The 16,332-nt window shown below is 63.7% G+C and carries 14 protein-coding genes; 5 read left to right on the top strand and 9 right to left on the bottom strand.

The genetic code is table 11. The features are described from left to right. Positions 1-3: 3 nt before the first annotated feature. The 6 genes from AC1DZ5_RS08750 to AC1DZ5_RS08725 form a co-directional block, all read right to left on the bottom strand. Entirely contained in the window at positions 4-1,029 is a 1,026-nt protein-coding gene (locus tag AC1DZ5_RS08750) for an alpha/beta hydrolase (RefSeq protein ID WP_477888111.1), read from the bottom strand. Continuing rightward, a complete protein-coding gene (locus AC1DZ5_RS08745; RefSeq protein ID WP_477888109.1) occupies positions 1,026-2,186 on the bottom strand; it encodes a patatin-like phospholipase domain-containing protein in 1,161 nt (386 codons plus the stop codon). Before AC1DZ5_RS08745 ends, AC1DZ5_RS08750 begins: the two co-directional genes overlap by 4 nt. A gap of 15 nt (positions 2,187-2,201) precedes the next feature. After that, positions 2,202-3,008, bottom strand: a complete 807-nt coding sequence (locus AC1DZ5_RS08740) for an HDOD domain-containing protein (RefSeq protein WP_477888107.1) — start codon at positions 3,006-3,008, stop codon at positions 2,202-2,204. 110 nt (positions 3,009-3,118) lie between these two features. After that, positions 3,119-4,249: a YbdK family carboxylate-amine ligase gene (locus AC1DZ5_RS08735; RefSeq protein WP_477888105.1), complete on the bottom strand. Its 1,131-nt coding sequence runs from the start codon at positions 4,247-4,249 to the stop codon at positions 3,119-3,121. A gap of 1 nt (position 4,250) precedes the next feature. Continuing rightward, on the bottom strand, positions 4,251-5,441 hold the full coding sequence (locus AC1DZ5_RS08730; RefSeq protein ID WP_477888103.1) for a cation:proton antiporter: 1,191 nt from the start codon (positions 5,439-5,441) through the stop codon (positions 4,251-4,253). Positions 5,442-5,507: 66 nt separating this feature from the next. Further along, complete coding sequence (locus AC1DZ5_RS08725) at positions 5,508-7,940, bottom strand: Tex family protein (protein ID WP_477888101.1); 2,433 nt, start codon at positions 7,938-7,940, stop codon at positions 5,508-5,510. Positions 7,941-8,089: 149 nt separating this feature from the next. On the opposite strand from AC1DZ5_RS08725, the gene AC1DZ5_RS08720 reads away from it, so the two are divergent. The 4 genes from AC1DZ5_RS08720 to AC1DZ5_RS08705 all read left to right on the top strand — a co-directional run bounded on the left by AC1DZ5_RS08720 (position 8,090) and on the right by AC1DZ5_RS08705 (position 12,031). Further along, entirely contained in the window at positions 8,090-8,845 is a 756-nt protein-coding gene (locus AC1DZ5_RS08720) for a substrate-binding periplasmic protein (RefSeq protein ID WP_477888099.1), read from the top strand. 36 nt (positions 8,846-8,881) lie between these two features. Further along, positions 8,882-10,246: a glutathione-disulfide reductase gene (gorA, locus tag AC1DZ5_RS08715; protein ID WP_477888097.1), complete on the top strand. Its 1,365-nt coding sequence runs from the start codon at positions 8,882-8,884 to the stop codon at positions 10,244-10,246. A 15-nt stretch (positions 10,247-10,261) separates the two neighbouring features. Next, positions 10,262-11,446, top strand: coding sequence for a methyltransferase (locus tag AC1DZ5_RS08710; RefSeq protein ID WP_477888095.1), 1,185 nt, complete (start codon positions 10,262-10,264; stop codon positions 11,444-11,446). 75 nt (positions 11,447-11,521) lie between these two features. Then, the gene (locus tag AC1DZ5_RS08705) at positions 11,522-12,031 is read left to right on the top strand and encodes a DUF1993 domain-containing protein (protein WP_477888093.1); all 510 of its coding nucleotides are present in this window, start codon (positions 11,522-11,524) and stop codon (positions 12,029-12,031) included. A gap of 126 nt (positions 12,032-12,157) precedes the next feature. On the opposite strand, the gene AC1DZ5_RS08700 is transcribed toward AC1DZ5_RS08705, so the two are convergent. Next, complete coding sequence (locus AC1DZ5_RS08700) at positions 12,158-12,319, bottom strand: hypothetical protein (RefSeq protein ID WP_477888091.1); 162 nt, start codon at positions 12,317-12,319, stop codon at positions 12,158-12,160. An 81-nt stretch (positions 12,320-12,400) separates the two neighbouring features. Here AC1DZ5_RS08700 and AC1DZ5_RS08695 point away from each other — a divergent pair, with 81 nt between their 5' ends. Next, complete coding sequence (locus AC1DZ5_RS08695) at positions 12,401-13,363, top strand: histone deacetylase family protein (RefSeq protein WP_477888089.1); 963 nt, start codon at positions 12,401-12,403, stop codon at positions 13,361-13,363. Here the strand turns inward: AC1DZ5_RS08695 and AC1DZ5_RS08690 are convergent. Next, positions 13,360-15,708, bottom strand: a complete 2,349-nt coding sequence (locus AC1DZ5_RS08690) for a putative bifunctional diguanylate cyclase/phosphodiesterase (RefSeq protein ID WP_477888087.1) — start codon at positions 15,706-15,708, stop codon at positions 13,360-13,362. The two genes, AC1DZ5_RS08695 and AC1DZ5_RS08690, sit on opposite strands and share 4 nt — an antisense overlap. Continuing rightward, positions 15,705-16,322, bottom strand: a complete 618-nt coding sequence (locus AC1DZ5_RS08685; protein WP_477888085.1) for a methylamine utilization protein — start codon at positions 16,320-16,322, stop codon at positions 15,705-15,707. Before AC1DZ5_RS08685 ends, AC1DZ5_RS08690 begins: the two co-directional genes overlap by 4 nt. Positions 16,323-16,332: the final 10 nt, after the last annotated feature.

Raw genomic sequence — 16,332 nt, 5'->3', positions numbered from 1 at the left:
GGCCTACAAACCGCGCTGAAGCGCGGCCGCCACCGGGGTGGATAGGCTGGCCATAAAGCTTTCCACCGCCTGCGTATAGGCCGTGCCCAGGCCGAGTTCTTTGTTGATTTCGCTGTGCGTCATATCCTGAGGCAGGACCTGCACGCGTACACCTATCGAGGTAGCTCGGGCAGCAAAGGCACGTGCCTGGCCGCAGGATTCATCGCGCCGCACTGAGCACACCGTCAACAGCGGCTTGGCGCCGGATTGCAGCTGCTGCTGTGGCGACACGGCTTTCCAGAACGTGGGGTCGGTGCCAAATGCAGGGTCGTACAGCTTGTAGTGCTTGGTCTGCATGATGGGAGCCACATCCAGCGCCGCACTGTCCAGCGCCACCGTGCCCAGCCAGGGTTGGGCTCCGGCCTGGCTGGCCAGACTGGCGGAAGACGCCAGCAGCGCCACCAGATGCGCACCTGCCGAATGGCCCATGAGGATGAACTGCTTGGGGTCTGCGCCCCAACCCGCGGCCTTGGACTGGGCGCTGGCCAGCGCCTGGGCGACATCGCGTACCTGGTCCAGCGGATCGGCCTCGGGCAGCAGGCGGTTGTTCACCGAGATGAACACAAAACCCTTGGGCACCCAGCGCGCCACCTTGTTGTCCACCACATTGCCCATGCGTTTGTCGCCCATACGCCAGGCGCCGCCATGCACCATGAAGATGACCGGGGCCAGGGCTGCGCCCTTGGCGGGCAGGTACACGTCCATGCGCTGCTTGGGGTCGGTGCCATAGGCCACGTCACGCACCACATTGCGGGCGACGGTGGACGGTGCGTTGTCGCCGCCGTTCGGGTCTTCCAGGGTCTGTTCGGCACTGGGCTCGGTGGTGGGGGCCTTCTCCTCCGCCTTGCTTTCGGCGCGGGCCGCGCGGCGTTCCTTGATGCGGTCCAGCAAGGGGCCGGCCGATGCCGCACCGGCCGTGAAGGCCAAGGCCATGCACAGAGCCGTTGCGCGGGGGAAAGAGAGCGTGGGCAGCAGTTTGGGCAGATTCATAGCGGGCGTACCAGGTTCATGTCGGGCTTGTCCAGCCAGGCGATGAACTCGTCCACCAACTGCTGGCTGGCACGGGTGGCGGTCGTCCACGCCTTCACCCGTCCAGCCAGATCATTGCCAAAGTGCGTAAAGTCTGTACGGTCTGGAAGTTTGCTGTTTGGTAAAGTTTTCACCCACTCGGGGTTGGGCGCCAGCAGCACCATGGTGTCCAGGAATGCCGTGGAGCGGTGCCGCCACTTCAGTCCCTTGTCCAGCCAGCCCGGCACCACGCTCTTCTGGAAATGCGGGTACAGCACCAGACCTTGGTGCTCAGATAGGCCACCAGCCCCCGTGGAATATGCGCTAGCAGCTCCTGAATTTATAGCGTCTTGGCGCTGCTGGGCACCCGGGTAGTTCAGGTGCAGGTGGTAGTCGGTGATGCCGCCATCCCAGTACGCGCCCGCTGGCGCACCAGGAATGTTGTGAATGGCCTGCAGCACAAAGGGGATGGAGCAACTGGCCTGCAGCGCGGGCGTGAAGTTGGCCTCGCTCAGCGCCACGTGGCGTGTGCGGTAGTCGCCCGTGGCAAACGGTAGCGCCGCAGCGCCCTGCCCCGCTACCGGGCAGGAGAACACCACCCGTTCCAGCCAGGCACCCATGGCCTTGCGGTGCAGCGTGTTGGTCAAAAACGCTCCCAGGTAGCCCAGCGGGGTGCGCAGGCCGTGCTCGGTGCGCAGCAGGTGCCGCCCGCGTGAGGTAACGATGTGCAGCCGGTAGCGGGGGTGTTGCAGCACCTCGGGCACGCGGCCGCCATAAAACGCTTGCAGGTTTTCACCGAAAGTCTCGCTCACCTGGGCCGCACTGATGCGCTTTTGCCCCGGGGCCAACTCGTAATGCTGGTGGATGTAGTCATGCTCCAGCCGCTCGAATGCCGCCACGGGGTCGTTCAGGCAGGCCGTGGCCATGCGCCATGCGCCGATGGAGGCGCCCACCAAGTCCACCGGCTGCTGCGAACGTGGCAACCAGTCACCAAAGATAAAGCGGTCCAGCGCGCCCAGGATCAGGCCTTTGGGCCCGCCGGCGGCACCGGGGATGGTGGCAATGTGTTGGGGTTCCAGTCCGTTGGCGGCAAGTGCCGCCCGGGCCTTGGGGCCCGCGTAGATATGAAGTGCTTGCATCAGGGAGAAGAAAAATCAGGTGTAAGCGGCCCAGTCGAAAGGGTCTTGCTGCAGCACCATGTCGATGTCCAGGCCCAGGGTCACACCCACCGAACCCGGGAAGGTAACGGCCAGGCCACGCTGGGTCAGTTTGGCCTCTTTGCCTCGGGCGCGCCAGGCCGCCAGGTGGATCACTCCGGCCAGCGGCTCGTACACATGGTTCTCAAACGGAGCGTACTGGTGTTCCAGCGCATCCACCATGGGTTGGGGGAAATGCCACATGCGCGCATAGCCCGCGCCCACGCTGGCGTAGCAGTAGCCCAGCACCTTGCGCTCCAGCGCTGCGCGGTTCATGCCCAGCGGGTGCACGTCTTCGTCCAGCACGGCGGTGATATCGGACATGGCCAGGTGCATGGCCAGCTCGCCCACCGCGTGGATCAGCCCGCAGGTAAACGCCGCCTGCTGGTTCAGCCGTACCAGCCCGGCCAGCGAGCGGGACACACGGGCCACGTTGAGGCTGTAGTCCCAAAACTGTTGCAGCTGGATGCCGGGTACCGCCTTGAGCGAAGCGCCGGTGGCTGCGGCTTGGGCCATGGTGCGCACGTGGTTCAGGTCCAGCAGGGCCAGGGCCTCAGACACGCTGCTGATCTTGCCCGAGAGCTGGAAAAAACTGGAGTTGGCCAGCTGCAAGAGCCGGGTGGTCAGCGCCGGGTCAGTGCTGATAAGTTGGGTGACCTTTTTGAGGTCAATTTCGGGACGGTCCAGCTCATTGAGCAGCAGTGCTACCACTTTGGGAATGCTGGGCAGGATGAACTGCTGCTCCAGCAAGGCACTGAGTTTCATGGCGACGGTCTCCTCAACCAACTTTTGGGGATGCGGGGATTATCCATCCGTGCCAGTCCCTAGAAGCAAAAAAACCGCCATGGCGGGATTGGCTGGGTAGTGGTGCGGGCTCAGACGCCGACCTTGCCGCCCCGGAAACGCTTCAGGGCCGAATCCACCATGCCCTCTACCCCGCCTCGTTCCGCCCCCTCCTGGCGCAAATAGTTGGCGTCACCACCTTCATGGGCGGCTTGGTAGATGTGGTCCAGCGCAGGCACGCAGCCCAGCGCCTCCGCCTGGGGCCAGATGTGGCGCACCGTCGTCAGGATGTCTTCACGCAGCGAGCGTTTTTCGTAGGTCTTGGGGTGCGCCACCGTGCCGTCCAGCCCGAAGCGGCAGGCCTGGAAGCGGTTGTAGTTGTAGACCAGGTAGTCGTCTTCGGCAGGCGGCGGCTCGTTGCGCTCCAGCAGGTAGCGGCACAGGGCTTGCAGGTAACAAGCCAGAGCCGCCGCGCGCTCCACGCTCAGCGGTGTATCGCACACCCGCAGTTCGATGGTGCCGTATTCAGGCTTGGGGCGGATGTCCCAGTAAAAGTCCTTCATGCTTTTGACGACACCGGTGAGCTCCATCTTGGCGAAGTACTGCTCCTCAAAGTCTTGCCAGCGAAGCAAAAACGGCGCCCGCCCGCTCAGCGGAAACGCGAACACCGAGTTCAGCCGTGCCGAATGGAACAGCGTGTCGTTGCCCTGCACAAACGGGGACGATGCAGATAGCGCAATGAAGTGCGGCACATAGCGGTTCAGGGCATGCAGCAAAAACATGGCTTCATCGCCGCTGGGGCAGCCCACGTGCACATGCTGGCCAAAAATCGTGAACTGTTTGGTCAGGTAGCCATACAGCATGGAGACTTCAAGAAATCGCGGCTTGTTGAAGATGCGCCGCTCGGACCAGAGCTGGAACGGGTGCGTGCCACCACCACACACGCCAATATTGAGCTGGTCGCCAGCCCGCACCAGGGTGTCGCGCATTTCCCGCAGCTGTGCCTGCAGCGTGGCGTATTCGGTGTGCACGTCGGTGGCGACTTCGATCATGCTTTCGGTGACCTCCGGCGTCACCGTACCCGGGAACGGCTTGCGCCGCAGCAGCTCGAGCATGTCGGGGCTGGCGGCCGTCAGGTCAAAGTCACTCAGGCTGACCAACTGCAGTTCCAGCTCCACCCCCAGACTCAGTGATTGCGATTGTTTGAAGGGCTCCAAGGCCATGTCAGTCTCCCCTGCTGTCTGGCACCTCGCGCGCCCAGACCAGTGCGCGGCGGATGAAGATGGGGCCCAGCACCTCCAGGGTCAGCGCCATGGTGGCAAGCGGCGCTAGCTCGTCTACCAGATGGATGCCCAGATAGCGGGTCTGCTCCAACACCAGGATCACAAAGGCGGAAATTGGCGTGGTGGCCACCCCAATGAGCAACCCTTTGCGCCAGGAGATGCCGCTCACATGGGCGAACAGGCTGATGCCCACAGTCTTGGCCAGTTGGCGTACGCCCATGACGGCCAAGCCCAGCCCCATGCCGGCCAGCACCTGCTGCCAATCTACGGTAGAGGCAATGTACACAAACAACAGCATCGACAGCAAATCGCCCAGCGCACCAAAACCGCGCTGGGACGAGTTCAGCACAATGCGGCGATGCCGGGCCGACAGCCCAAACGTGAGCGCCACCAGCACCGGCGACAGCTTCAGGCTGTGGGCCAGTGCCACCAGGCAGATGATGGCCAGGGTGAAGGCCAGTGTGCTGTCATCACTGGTGCGCCCGGTGAACTGGAGCAAGGCCGGCACCAGGGCACCGGCCAGCATGCCCAAGATGCCGGAGGCACACAAATCGACCAAGCTGCCGTAGGTTGCGTCCCAGAGGTTGCCCGAGGTCTCGAACACCACCAGCCCCACAATGATTTTGTAGACAAACACGGCCAACACGCAGTTCAGCGCAGACAGGTGCAACACCCGCTCGGTCACCTGGCCGGAACTACGCTGCTCATTGGCCACCCGCAGGATGCTGGCGGGCGACGTGGCCATGGACAACGAGCCCAGCAGCACCGCGCTGGACTGAGACTGCCCAAACCACATCACCAGAAAGTAGACCGCGGCGAACGTGAGTGCCGTTTCGGTCACGCTGGTGGCGGCGATCCAGGGGTTGGTGCGCAACCAGCGCAGATTGATGCGGTATCCACACTCGAACAGAATCAGGCCAAACGCAATGTTGGCCAAAAGCAGCACGGTAGTCGATGGGTCTGCCGGTAACAGGCCCGCCTGCGCGGGGGCCAGAACAAAACCGACAATGGCATAGGTACTGATACGTGGCAGTTTTACCAGCCGGTGTCCTAGCTCTCCCGCAAACCATGCAATGAGAATCGTGATGGGCCAAGCTATGTCCGAAAACACAGGCCCCAAGAGCATCTGCATGCGGTGATGCTAGTGCCCGCAGATGTCTATTGCGTGCAGAGACCCTGAGGGAAGTGTTGCAAAGTGTTATCGCTTGAGCTTGGCAAATGCGCTGGCCATGGCGGAATTGCCGGCCAAACTGGTGTCTTGGCGGCTGCCCTGGTGCTGGCGTTCGCCACGGGCCGGCCCCTGGTAGCGGTTGTCCCCTGCCCTGTCACCACCTCGGGCGCCCGCGGGTGCTGCACCAATTTTCATGGTCAGCGCAATGCGCTTGCGCGCCACATCCACCTCCACCACCTGCACCTTGACGATGTCGCCTGTCTTCACCACCTCACGCGCGTCGTTGACGAACTTGTGGGCGAGCTGGCTCACATGGACCAAGCCGTCCTGGTGCACTCCCAGGTCGATGAAGGCGCCGAACTGGGCCACATTGCTGACGGTGCCTTCGAGGATCATTCCCTCTTTCAGGTCGGCAATATCTTCCACGCCATCGTTGAAGCGCGCCACCTTGAAATCGGGGCGCGGGTCGCGGCCGGGTTTTTCGAGTTCGGTGAAGATGTCCTTGACGGTGATGACGCCAAACTGTTCATTCGCAAACAGCTCGGGGCGCAGGGTCTTGAGCATGTCGGCCCGGCCCATGATTTCGGCCACTGGTTTGCCCGTCTTGGCGATGATCTGCTCGATGACCGGGTAGGTTTCCGGGTGCACACCCGTCATGTCCAGCGGGTTGCTGCCACCGCGAATGCGCAAGAAGCCTGCGCTTTGCTCAAAGGTCTTGGCGCCCAGGCCGGTGACTTTCATGAGGTCCTGGCGGCTGCTGAATGCGCCATTGGCTTCGCGCCAGCGCACCACCGCTTTGGCCACGGTGCCTGACAGGCCGGATACGCGCGACAGCAACGGAACCGATGCGGTGTTCAGGTCCACCCCCACCGAGTTCACGCAGTCTTCTACCACCGCGTCCAGCGTCTTGGCCAGCTCGCTCTGGTTCACATCGTGCTGGTACTGGCCCACGCCGATGCTCTTGGGGTCGATCTTCACGAGTTCGGCCAATGGGTCCTGCAGGCGGCGGGCGATCGACGCGGCACCACGCAGGCTGACGTCGACATCGGGCATTTCTTGGGACGCAAATTCGCTGGCGGAATAGACCGAGGCGCCGGCTTCGGACACCACGACCTTCTCCACCTTGATTTCGGGCGCGCCAGCCTGTGCGGCCATCTTGGCCAGCAGCTTGATGAGGTCGCCGGCCAGCTTGTCGGTCTCGCGGCTGGCGGTGCCGTTACCAATCGCAATCAGGTTCACGCCATGTTTGGCGCAGAGCTTGCCCAGTGTGTGCAGCGAGCCTTCCCAGTCTTTGCGCGGCTCGTGCGGGAACACGGTGGCGGTTTCCACCAGCTTGCCGGTGGAATCGACCACGGCGACTTTCACGCCAGTGCGAATGCCGGGGTCCAGTCCCATCACGACGCGCGGGCCGGCGGGCGCCGCCAGCAACAGGTCGCGCAGGTTGTCGGCAAACACCTTGATCGCCACCTTCTCGGCGTCTTCACGCAGCTTGGCAAACAGGTCGCGCTCGGTGGAGAGGCTGAGTTTCACCTTCCAGGTCCAGCCCACGCATTTGCGGATCAGATCGTCCGCCGCGCGGCCCTGGTGGCTCCAGCCCAGCTTCAGGGCGATACGGCCTTCGGCTAGTGATACTGCTGGAGATGCTACTTTTTTAGGAGCTGCTGGCGCAGAGGACACGGGGGCTGCAGGCATATTTGACTCTGGAAGTACCAGCTTGGCATCCAGAATGTCCAGCGAACGCCCGCGGAATACGGCCAGCGCGCGGTGGCTGGGCACGCGGCCAATCGGCTCGTCGTAGTCAAAGTAATCGCGGAACTTGGAGACGTCAGCGTTGTTCTCGTCCTTGCCTTCGGCCAGCTTGCTTTGCAGCAGGCCCTCGTTCCACAGCCAGGCGCGCAGGTCCTGCACCAGCACCGGGTCTTCGGCCCAGCGCTCGCTCAAAAGGTCACGCACGCCGTCCAGCACGGCGAATACGGTGGAAAAGTCGGGCTGTTTGTCAGCAATCTGCTCAGGCGTAAGCGGAGGCTTGAGGTAGGCCAGCGCTGCATCGGCCGGCACCAGCGTGGGGTTGGCAAACAGCGCGTCGGCCAGCGGCTCCAGCCCGGCTTCCTTGGCCAGTTGGCCCTTGGTGCGGCGTTTGAGTTTGAAGGGCAGGTAAATGTCCTCCACCTCTTGCTTGGTGGCCGCGCCGTCGATGGCAACCATCAGCGCGGGCGTCAGCTTGCCCTGCTCGTCGATGGCCTTGCACACGGCTTCTTTGCGGTCGCGCAGTTCGCGCAGGTAGGACAGGCGGGCTTCCAGTTCGCGCAGCTGGATGTCGTCCAGGCCGTCGGTCACTTCCTTGCGGTAGCGGGCGATAAAGGGCACGGTGGCGCCTTCGTCCAGCAGGGCCACGGCGGCTTCTACCTGGGCGGGGCGGACACGGATTTCTTGCGCGATTTGCGCGATGATTTTCTGCATGGGGAGGGGCTAACGCTGACGGGGTGTGAGGGCGCCAGGGGCGGCGACCAGAATTCAATCAAGGGCGGAAGTTTGCCACAGCTCGCGCCCCGTTTAGTGCCTAAAAAGCAGGCAGCCAGGCGCTCTGGACTGGCATAAACTGTAAGCATATGTCGTTGAAACCCAGCTTCTCATCGCTGGCATGTCTATGCCTGCTGGTGATAAGTGTTGTGCCCAATGCGCTGGCGGCGCCACCGGAGGTGCGGGTGGGCATGGGCCTGACCAAACCGCCCTACATCCTGGAGTCGGGTAAGGAAGGCATTGAGGTTGAAATCGCCGACCAAGCCCTGGCCGCCGCAGGCTACAAGATGATGGGCCTGCAGTTTCCCCCGGCGCGCGGCCTGGCCATGCAGCGTGCGGGGCAGCTCGACATGCTGTTGACCGTGGATGAGGGCATAGGCGGCAACGACTATTTCTCAGCCCCCTATGTGTATTTTCAGAACGTGGCCATCACCTTGGCAGCCCGCAACCTGCCGATCCGGCGCATTGAAGACCTGGCCGACTATTCAGTGGCCGCCTTCCAGAATGCCAATGTGATCCTGGGCGAGCGCTTCAAGGCAGTGGTCGAGCGCCATGCGGACTACAAAGAATACCCCCAGCAAATCATTCAGAACAACTTGCTGTTCACCAGCCATGTGGACGTGGTGGTGGGCGACCGGCGCATCTTTCGCTATTTCATGACCCGGCTGGACCCCTGGGTGGACGCCAGCCAGCCCATCACCATCCACAGCATCTTTCCGCCCAGCCCGCGCAAGGCCGTGTTCAAAGACCCGGAGCTGCGTGACCGCTTTAACGCAGGCCTCAAAATCATCCAGAACAATGGCGTCTACGATGCCATTCTGAAAAAACACGCAGGCCAGCTGTAAACCAGCGCGGGTGCTGCACACCGCTCAAGGAAGCCTATGGAACAGTTCGATCTCATCGTCATTGGGGGCGGGTCCGGTGGCGTGCGCGCCGCACGCATTGCGGCCAACCACGGTGCCCGCGTGGCGCTGGCCGAGGAATACCGCATGGGCGGCACCTGCGTGATACGCGGCTGCGTGCCCAAGAAGCTCATGGTCTACGCCTCGCGCTTTGCGCAGGAGTTTGAAGAGGCAGCCGGTTTTGGCTGGACGCTGGACGCGCCCCGCTTCGACTGGGCCACGCTCAAGACCCGGCGCGATGCCGAAGTGGCCCGTCTGGAGGGCATTTACCGCAGCAACCTGCAGAACGCGGGTGTGCAGATTCTGGAGGGCCGCGCCACGCTGGTGGACCGCCATACCGTGGCGCTGTCAGACGGCCGGCGTTTTCAGGCCAAACACATTTTGATAGCAACTGGCGCACAGCCGGCGCGGGGTCCAGACGTTCCGGGCCACGAACTGGTGATCGATTCCAATGGTTTCTTTGACCTGACCGCGCTGCCAGCGCGTGTGGTGGTGAAAGGGGCTGGCTACATAGCGCTGGAGCTGGCCTGCGTGCTGCATTTGCTGGGTGCGCAAGTGACGGTGGTGGTACGTGGCGACAAGATATTGCGCGGCTTTGACGACGAGTTGCGCCAGCATTTGGCAGCGGAGATTGCCCAGAGTGGCATGCAGTTCTGCTTTGGCCGCGAAGTGCAGGCGATTACGCGTACCGACGGCGCCCTGCAGGTGCAATTGGACAATGGTGACACCCTGATTGCCGACTGCGTACTGCGCGCCATGGGCCGCCAGCCCAACGCGCAGGGCCTGGGCCTTGAGGCGCTGGGCATCGTGCTGGACGCGCAGGGCGCCATTCCGGTGGACGACTTCAGCCAGACCACGCTGCCTGGCATCTATGCCGTGGGCGACGTAACCAACCGCGTGAACCTCACGCCCATGGCCATTCGCGAGGGCCATGCCTTTGCCGACACTGTGTTTGGTGGCACACCGCGCAGCGTGGACCACACGCTGATTCCTACCGCTGTATTCACCACGCCTGAGGCTGGGGTGGTAGGGCTCACCGAAGAGCAGGCTCTAAAAAGCCACCCGCGGCTGGATGTGTACCGCGCCAGCTTTCGCCCCATGAAGGCCACACTGTCCGGTCACCCGGGCAAGATGCTGCTTAAGCTGCTGGTCGACCGTGACACCGACCGCGTGCTGGGTTTCCACGCTGTGGGGCCGGATACGGGTGAAATGGCCCAACTGGTGGGCGTGGCCCTACAGCTGCAGGCCACCAAGGCTGCGCTGGATGCTACGCTCGCGGTCCATCCCACGGCCGCTGAAGAGCTGGTCACCATGCGCACACCTGCCGTGCGCCACAACCTCTAAGGCGCCCCCTTCCCCATGCAGCCCACTCAAATTCACTGGACCGAAGCGGGCCAGGCCTGTTCTGCGCTGTGGCGCTCCGAGCGCGGCGCAGCGCCCCCCAAACGCGTGGTGCTGGCCGACGACACCACCACGGCCGACGACGCCTACCACCTGGCCTGTGAAGGCACGGCCCTGCTCTGGCGCGGTGATTTTCAAAACGCCCGCCAGCTGTTGCAAGCCCTGGCCCGCCGCATCGACAAAACACCCCAGCGCAAGCAGCGTGCCGCCAAGGGTGCAGCCATTCACAAACCGCCTGCGTCCCCCGCCGACAGCTTCAACCTGCACCGGCAAGCCCAGGCGCAGCGCGCCCGCGTGCTGGCCATGGTGCTTCTGCCCTTCAACGCCGACTACAGCATTCCCCTACGCCGTGCACCCGATGCGCGCAAAGCCTGCACCGAGGCCTGGGGCCCGGTGGTGGCCGAAGACGGCGCCAGTGTGGCCAGCCTGCGCGACCTGCTGGGCATGACCAGTGCCCACGAATGGCGCAAAAAAGGCGTGGAAATTTCTGCACTGGGTGCAGCGCCGAACAACCGTATCCACCCCCACTACGGTGTGTTTTCCCCCGTGCGCGGCGAGTATGTGGATCTGGTGGCCACGACGCAATTGCCCAAAGGCTCCCATCTGGTGGCGTTTGATATTGGTACCGGTACCGGCGTGCTGTCGGCCGTGCTGGCGCGCCGTGGCGTAGCCAGTGTGGTCGCTACCGACCAGGACCCGCGTGCCCTGGCCTGCGCCCGGGCCAATCTGGACCAGCTGGGCGTGGCGGCCCAGGTTACGCTGCTGCAGGCCAACCTGTTTCCTGAAGGCCAGGCCTCGCTGGTGGTGTGCAACCCGCCCTGGCTGCCCGCGCGGCCCAGCTCGCCCATTGAATATGCGGTGTACGACGAAAACAGCCAGATGTTGCTGGGCTTTCTGAATGGCTTGGCGGCCCATCTGGCGCCTGGCGGCGAGGGTTGGCTCATCTTGTCGGACCTGGCCGAACACCTGGGCCTGCGCAGCCGCGAGGAACTGTTAACGGCGATTGCCAACGCAGGGCTGCAGGTGCTGAGCCGGCGCGATGCAAAACCTGTGCACCCCAAGGCGACAGATGGCACTGACGCCCTGCACGTGGCGCGCGCGGCCGAAATCACCTCGCTGTGGCGCCTGGGTCCGCTGCACTGATCGTCCTAATCCCCTTGGGGCGACACGTGTTGCCCAAGCTGTTACGCTTCGCCCTCTTTTGAAGGAACCTGCCCCATGACTGACGCCCTCTACACCGCCTCCATCCCCGTTTTCAAGCAAATGCTGCAAGCCCTGAGCGGCGTGCTGCACAAGGCTGAAGAGCACGCCACCGCCAAGAAAATTGATCCCAACGCGCTGCTGCAGGCGCGCCTGTTCCCCGACATGTTCCCGTTACTGCGCCAGGTAATGATTGCCAGCGACTTTGCCAAGGGCGCTGGCGCCCGCCTGGCCGGTGTGGAAGTGCCCGTGATGCCCGACACCGAACTGACCTTTGCCGAGCTGCAAACCCGCATTGCCACGGTGGTGACCTTTCTCAGCAGCCTGGATGCCAGCTTGTTCGACAAGCCCCACACCCGCGAGATCGTCATCCAGGCCGGCACACCACGTGAACGCACGTTCGACGCGTCCACCTACCTGCTGCACTATGCCATTCCCCAGTTCTTCTTCCACGTCACCACCGCCTACGCGCTGCTGCGCCACAACGGCGTGGAAATTGGCAAGAAAAACTACATGGGCGTGAACTGAGTTGCTATTGAATTGGTAGCTTCTGGCGCACAGCCCACGCGGGCTACAGCCAGTTTTGACGCATAAAACAAAAAAGGCCCTCAGTCGAGGGCCTTTTTTCTGGAGGCACCGCAGGGGTGCCAGGGCTTAGCTGTGACGCTTGCCGGGGTTCTTCTTGCTACGGGTAGCAACACCGCGTTCCAGGCTGACGCGTTGGCCACGGCCGCCGGTGGGCAGGGTGTAGCCAGGGACGGGCTTGGGAGCGGGAGTGGCTTTGCGGTCGGCTTCGGTAACGATTTTGTTGCCCATGGAACTATCCTGTTGGTTGGTGTGAAAACCCGTATTTTCTCACTTTTTTTGAAGGCCCCCGGCGTTTGCCACAATCCAGCCATGCAGGCCTTCTATTCCGACCAGTTTGTGCTCCCCTTGCCCGAGGGCCACCGCTTCCCCATGGCCAAGTACCGCATGCTGCGCGACCAGCTGGCAGACCACTTGCCCGAGGTGCGACTGACCGAGGCACCTGCCGCCACACGTGGTGAGCTGGCGCTGGTGCACACCCAGGCCTATATCGACGCGATCTTGGAAGGCACGGCTGCGCCCACGGTGCTGCGCGAGATTGGCTTCCCCTGGAGCCCGGCCATGGCCGAGCGCGCGCGCCGCAGCGTGGGCGCCACGGTGGCAGCCGCCCGCGTGGCGCTGACGGAAGGCCTGGCCGCCAACCTGGCGGGGGGCACCCACCACGCCTATGCCGACAAGGGCGGCGGCTTTTGCGTGTTCAACGATGTGGCCGTGGCGGCCCGTGTGCTGCAGGCCGAATGGGGCCGCACCCGCCTGGCCAGCGGTGCCCACCGCCCTGCCCTGCAGGTGGCGGTGATTGACCTGGACGTGCACCAGGGCAACGGCACAGCGCACATCTTTCAGAACGATGACTCGGTATTCACGCTGTCGCTTCACGGCGACAAGAACTTTCCGTTTCGCAAAGAGGCCGGTGACCTGGATGTGCCGCTGCCCGATGGCTGCGGCGACGCCGACTACCTGGCAGCGCTGGAGCAAGCGCTGCAACGGCTGGAGGGGGAATGCCAGCCCGGCGTAGTGTTCTACCTGGCCGGGGCCGATCCGCACGAGGGCGACCGCCTGGGCCGCCTGAAGATCACCGCCGATGGGCTGGAGGCGCGTGACCGCCGCGTGATGGACTGGTGCTGGCAGCGCCGCATTCCGCTGGTGTTCACCATGGCGGGCGGCTATGGCACCAAGATTGAGGACACGGTGCAGGTGCAGCGCACCACCTACCAGGTGGCGTTGGGCTACTGGAAGCGCTGGCAGGGCCTGCAGCCCAATGCCCGCCTGGCCTAGGCGGTAGCAGCCTGCTGCTTGACGCGCCAGGCAATGAAGTCGGGCAGCGGAATAGGCTTGCTCATGTAGTAGCCCTGGGCCTCGTCGCAATCCAGCGCGATGAGCTTGTCCAAGATCAGCTGGTTCTCCACGCCCTCGGCCACCACGGACAGGCCCAGGTTGTGCGCCAGGTCGATGGTGGAACGCACGATCTTGGCGTCGCTCTCGTCGGTCTCCATGCCCATCACAAACGACTTGTCAATCTTCAGTTCGTTCACCGGCAGGCGTTTCAGGTAGGCCAGTGACGAGTAGCCGGTGCCAAAGTCGTCAATGGACAGCTTGAAGCCGCGCTCCGACAGGCGGTTCAGCGTGGCCTCGGCGCGTTGCGGGTCATCCATGATGGCGCTCTCTGTGATCTCCAGGCAAAACGCGTCGGTGGGCGCGTTGTGCTTGGCCATCATGGCGTCCAGCTTGGCGGGGAAATCCTGGTCCAGCAGGTCGCGGGTCGAGAGGTTGATGGCCACCCGCAGCGGCCGGCCATCGGCGCGTAGCGCAGGCAGCGCACGCGCCACTTCTTCAAACATCCATAGCGTGAGCTGGCGCACAAAGCCGGTTTGCTCGGCAAACGGGATGAACTGCATGGGCGGCACCAGGCCCCGCGTGGGGTGCTGCCAGCGCACCAGTGCCTCGGCGGCCACCACGGTGTTGTCGGCCAGCGTGAGCTTGGGCTGCAGGTACAGGCGCAGTTGCCCATGGTCCACGGCATGGCGCAACTCGGTCAGCAACGACAGGGTTTGGGTGCTCGACGAGTCCAGCGCCGGGTCGTAGACTTGGATGCCCGTGGTCTTGCGCTTGGCCACGTACATGGCGATCTCGGAGCGGCTCAGCAGCATGTCCACGTCCTGCGCGTGCATGGGCCAGGAAGCAATGCCGATAGCCGCGCTCAGGTCCACGGTCTGGTCTTCCAGCGTCAGGGGTTTTTCGAACGAGGCGGCGATTTTCTGGGCCACCGGCAAGGCGCCCACGGCGTCGGTGCTCTCGATCAACACCGCAAATTCATCGCCACCCAGGCGGGCTACTTCGCCAATATCGGCGCTGATCAGGCCACTCAGGCGCTCGGCCACGGCCACCAGCAGCCGGTCGCCAAAGGCGTACCCCAACACGTCGTTTACGTGCTTGAAGCGGTCCAGGTTGAGCATGATCACCGTCACCGGCGGGCCCTGGGTTTGCATCGCAATGCTGGCCTTGATGGACTGCTGCAACAGGTCGCGGAACTGGGTGCGGTTGGGCAGGCCGGTCAGCCGGTCCCAGTAGGCCAGTTGCAATATCTCGCCCTGCTGGGTGCGAATGCTGCCGCGCATGTGGTCAAACGCGCGTGACAAATCGCCAATTTCGTCCTTGTGGCGCAGGGCCGGCAGCTTTTGGTCGTATTCGCCGCGGCTGAGCTGTTCGGCGGCCCCCACCAGCGCGTGCAACGGTGTGGTGATGCGCCGCGCCAGAAACATGCTGCCCGCCCCAAACAGCGCCAGGCCCAGGGCTGCAATCACCAGTAACGCCAATTGCACCTGCTGGTAGGGCGCCACCACCTCATCCAGCGAGCGCAACAAATACGTTTGCACGTCGGTAATGTCGCTGCGTGTGGTGCTGTGGCGCACCACCAACGTGTCAGCCCCCAGGCGAATTTCACCGCCCTGCCCCAAGGCGCTCAGCGCGGCCTGGTCCAGCGCCGGCAGGCTGCTGACCAGCAACGCGCCCTGCCGTGTCAGTAGCACCACGTGGATGCCAGACAGGCCAAACATGTCGTTCGCCAGCGACTGTTCGATGGGAAAACCCATTACCACCCAGCCAATGGTCAGCGGCGCCTTCAGCGGCACCATGACGAACTGGTAGAGCTTGCCGTCGATCAGCTCCAACTGGTGGTTCTGGTCGCTCTTGCCAATGTCAGCCGCCACGCGCTGCAGGATGGGAGCGAACTGTGCCTCGCTGGCACGCTCCAGGCCGGTGGCTTGCAGGGCAAATTCGGGGTTCAGCAAGGCGGTCACAGGGGCGCCTATGCGCGCACCGCTGTTTTCCAGCGCGGAGCGCAGGGTCTCGGTGTCACCACTGCTCAGGGCCGAGCGGAAGCCAAAGTCGGCCGCCAGCACCGCAGCACCCTGGCGCAGCTTTTGGGCATTTTGGTCCAGCAGGCGCCACCACACCTTGTCGCCAATGACCAGTTCCTGCGTGACCTGGGCCCGCACATTGCTGTTGATGCTGGTGCGCACCACGCTGTACACCGCCACCTGCACCAGCATCAGCAGCGCCAGCGAGAACACCACAAACTTGGTGCCCAGGCCCCAGCTGGCCACTGTTTTCGACAGGTTCAAACGCTGCTCCCCGCCAGCTTCACCACTACGGGCGCACCGCCCGTACCCACTGCCTGGGCTTGCTCGGCCGCTGCCGCGCCGGTGGGTAGGCTGGCATGCCAGGTGCGCAGCTTGTAGTTGCCGTTGGGCATGTTGTCCAGGTTCAGCTTGCCCTGAGCATCCGTTTGGCCAAAGTACGGCGTGTCCACCACCAGCACCCAAGCCACCATGTTGTCGTGGATATTGCAGCCCAGCACCGCCACGCCGACCTTGTCGAACACCACGGGGTTGGCCGGCACGCCGGCGTAGAGCTTCAGCTCAAACGTCTTGATGGGCGAAAACGAATAGACATGGTGGCGCACTGTGTCCTGGTTGGGGAACAGCACCGCGGTGCCTGGCGTGACGACTGTGACCGTGGGGGTGAACTGCTTGGCGACCTGGGCCACTTCAATGCCCTTGAGCGGCTTGGCCGCGGCCTTGGCCTCCGCAGACTCCAGAAAGACCACGGCATTGGGCAGCGGCTTGCCGGTTTTGTCCTGCACCTGCACCTGCAAGGAGCCGGCCCGTGCGGGGCCTGCCAGAACGATTGCGCCAACGACAGCGGCAACCCAGTACAGTTTTCGTGTAGGACGCATGGGTACAACT

It is taken from the genome of Rhodoferax sp. P1_F3, assembly GCF_056405715.1.
This window is presented reverse-complemented; position numbering and strand designations above follow the sequence as displayed.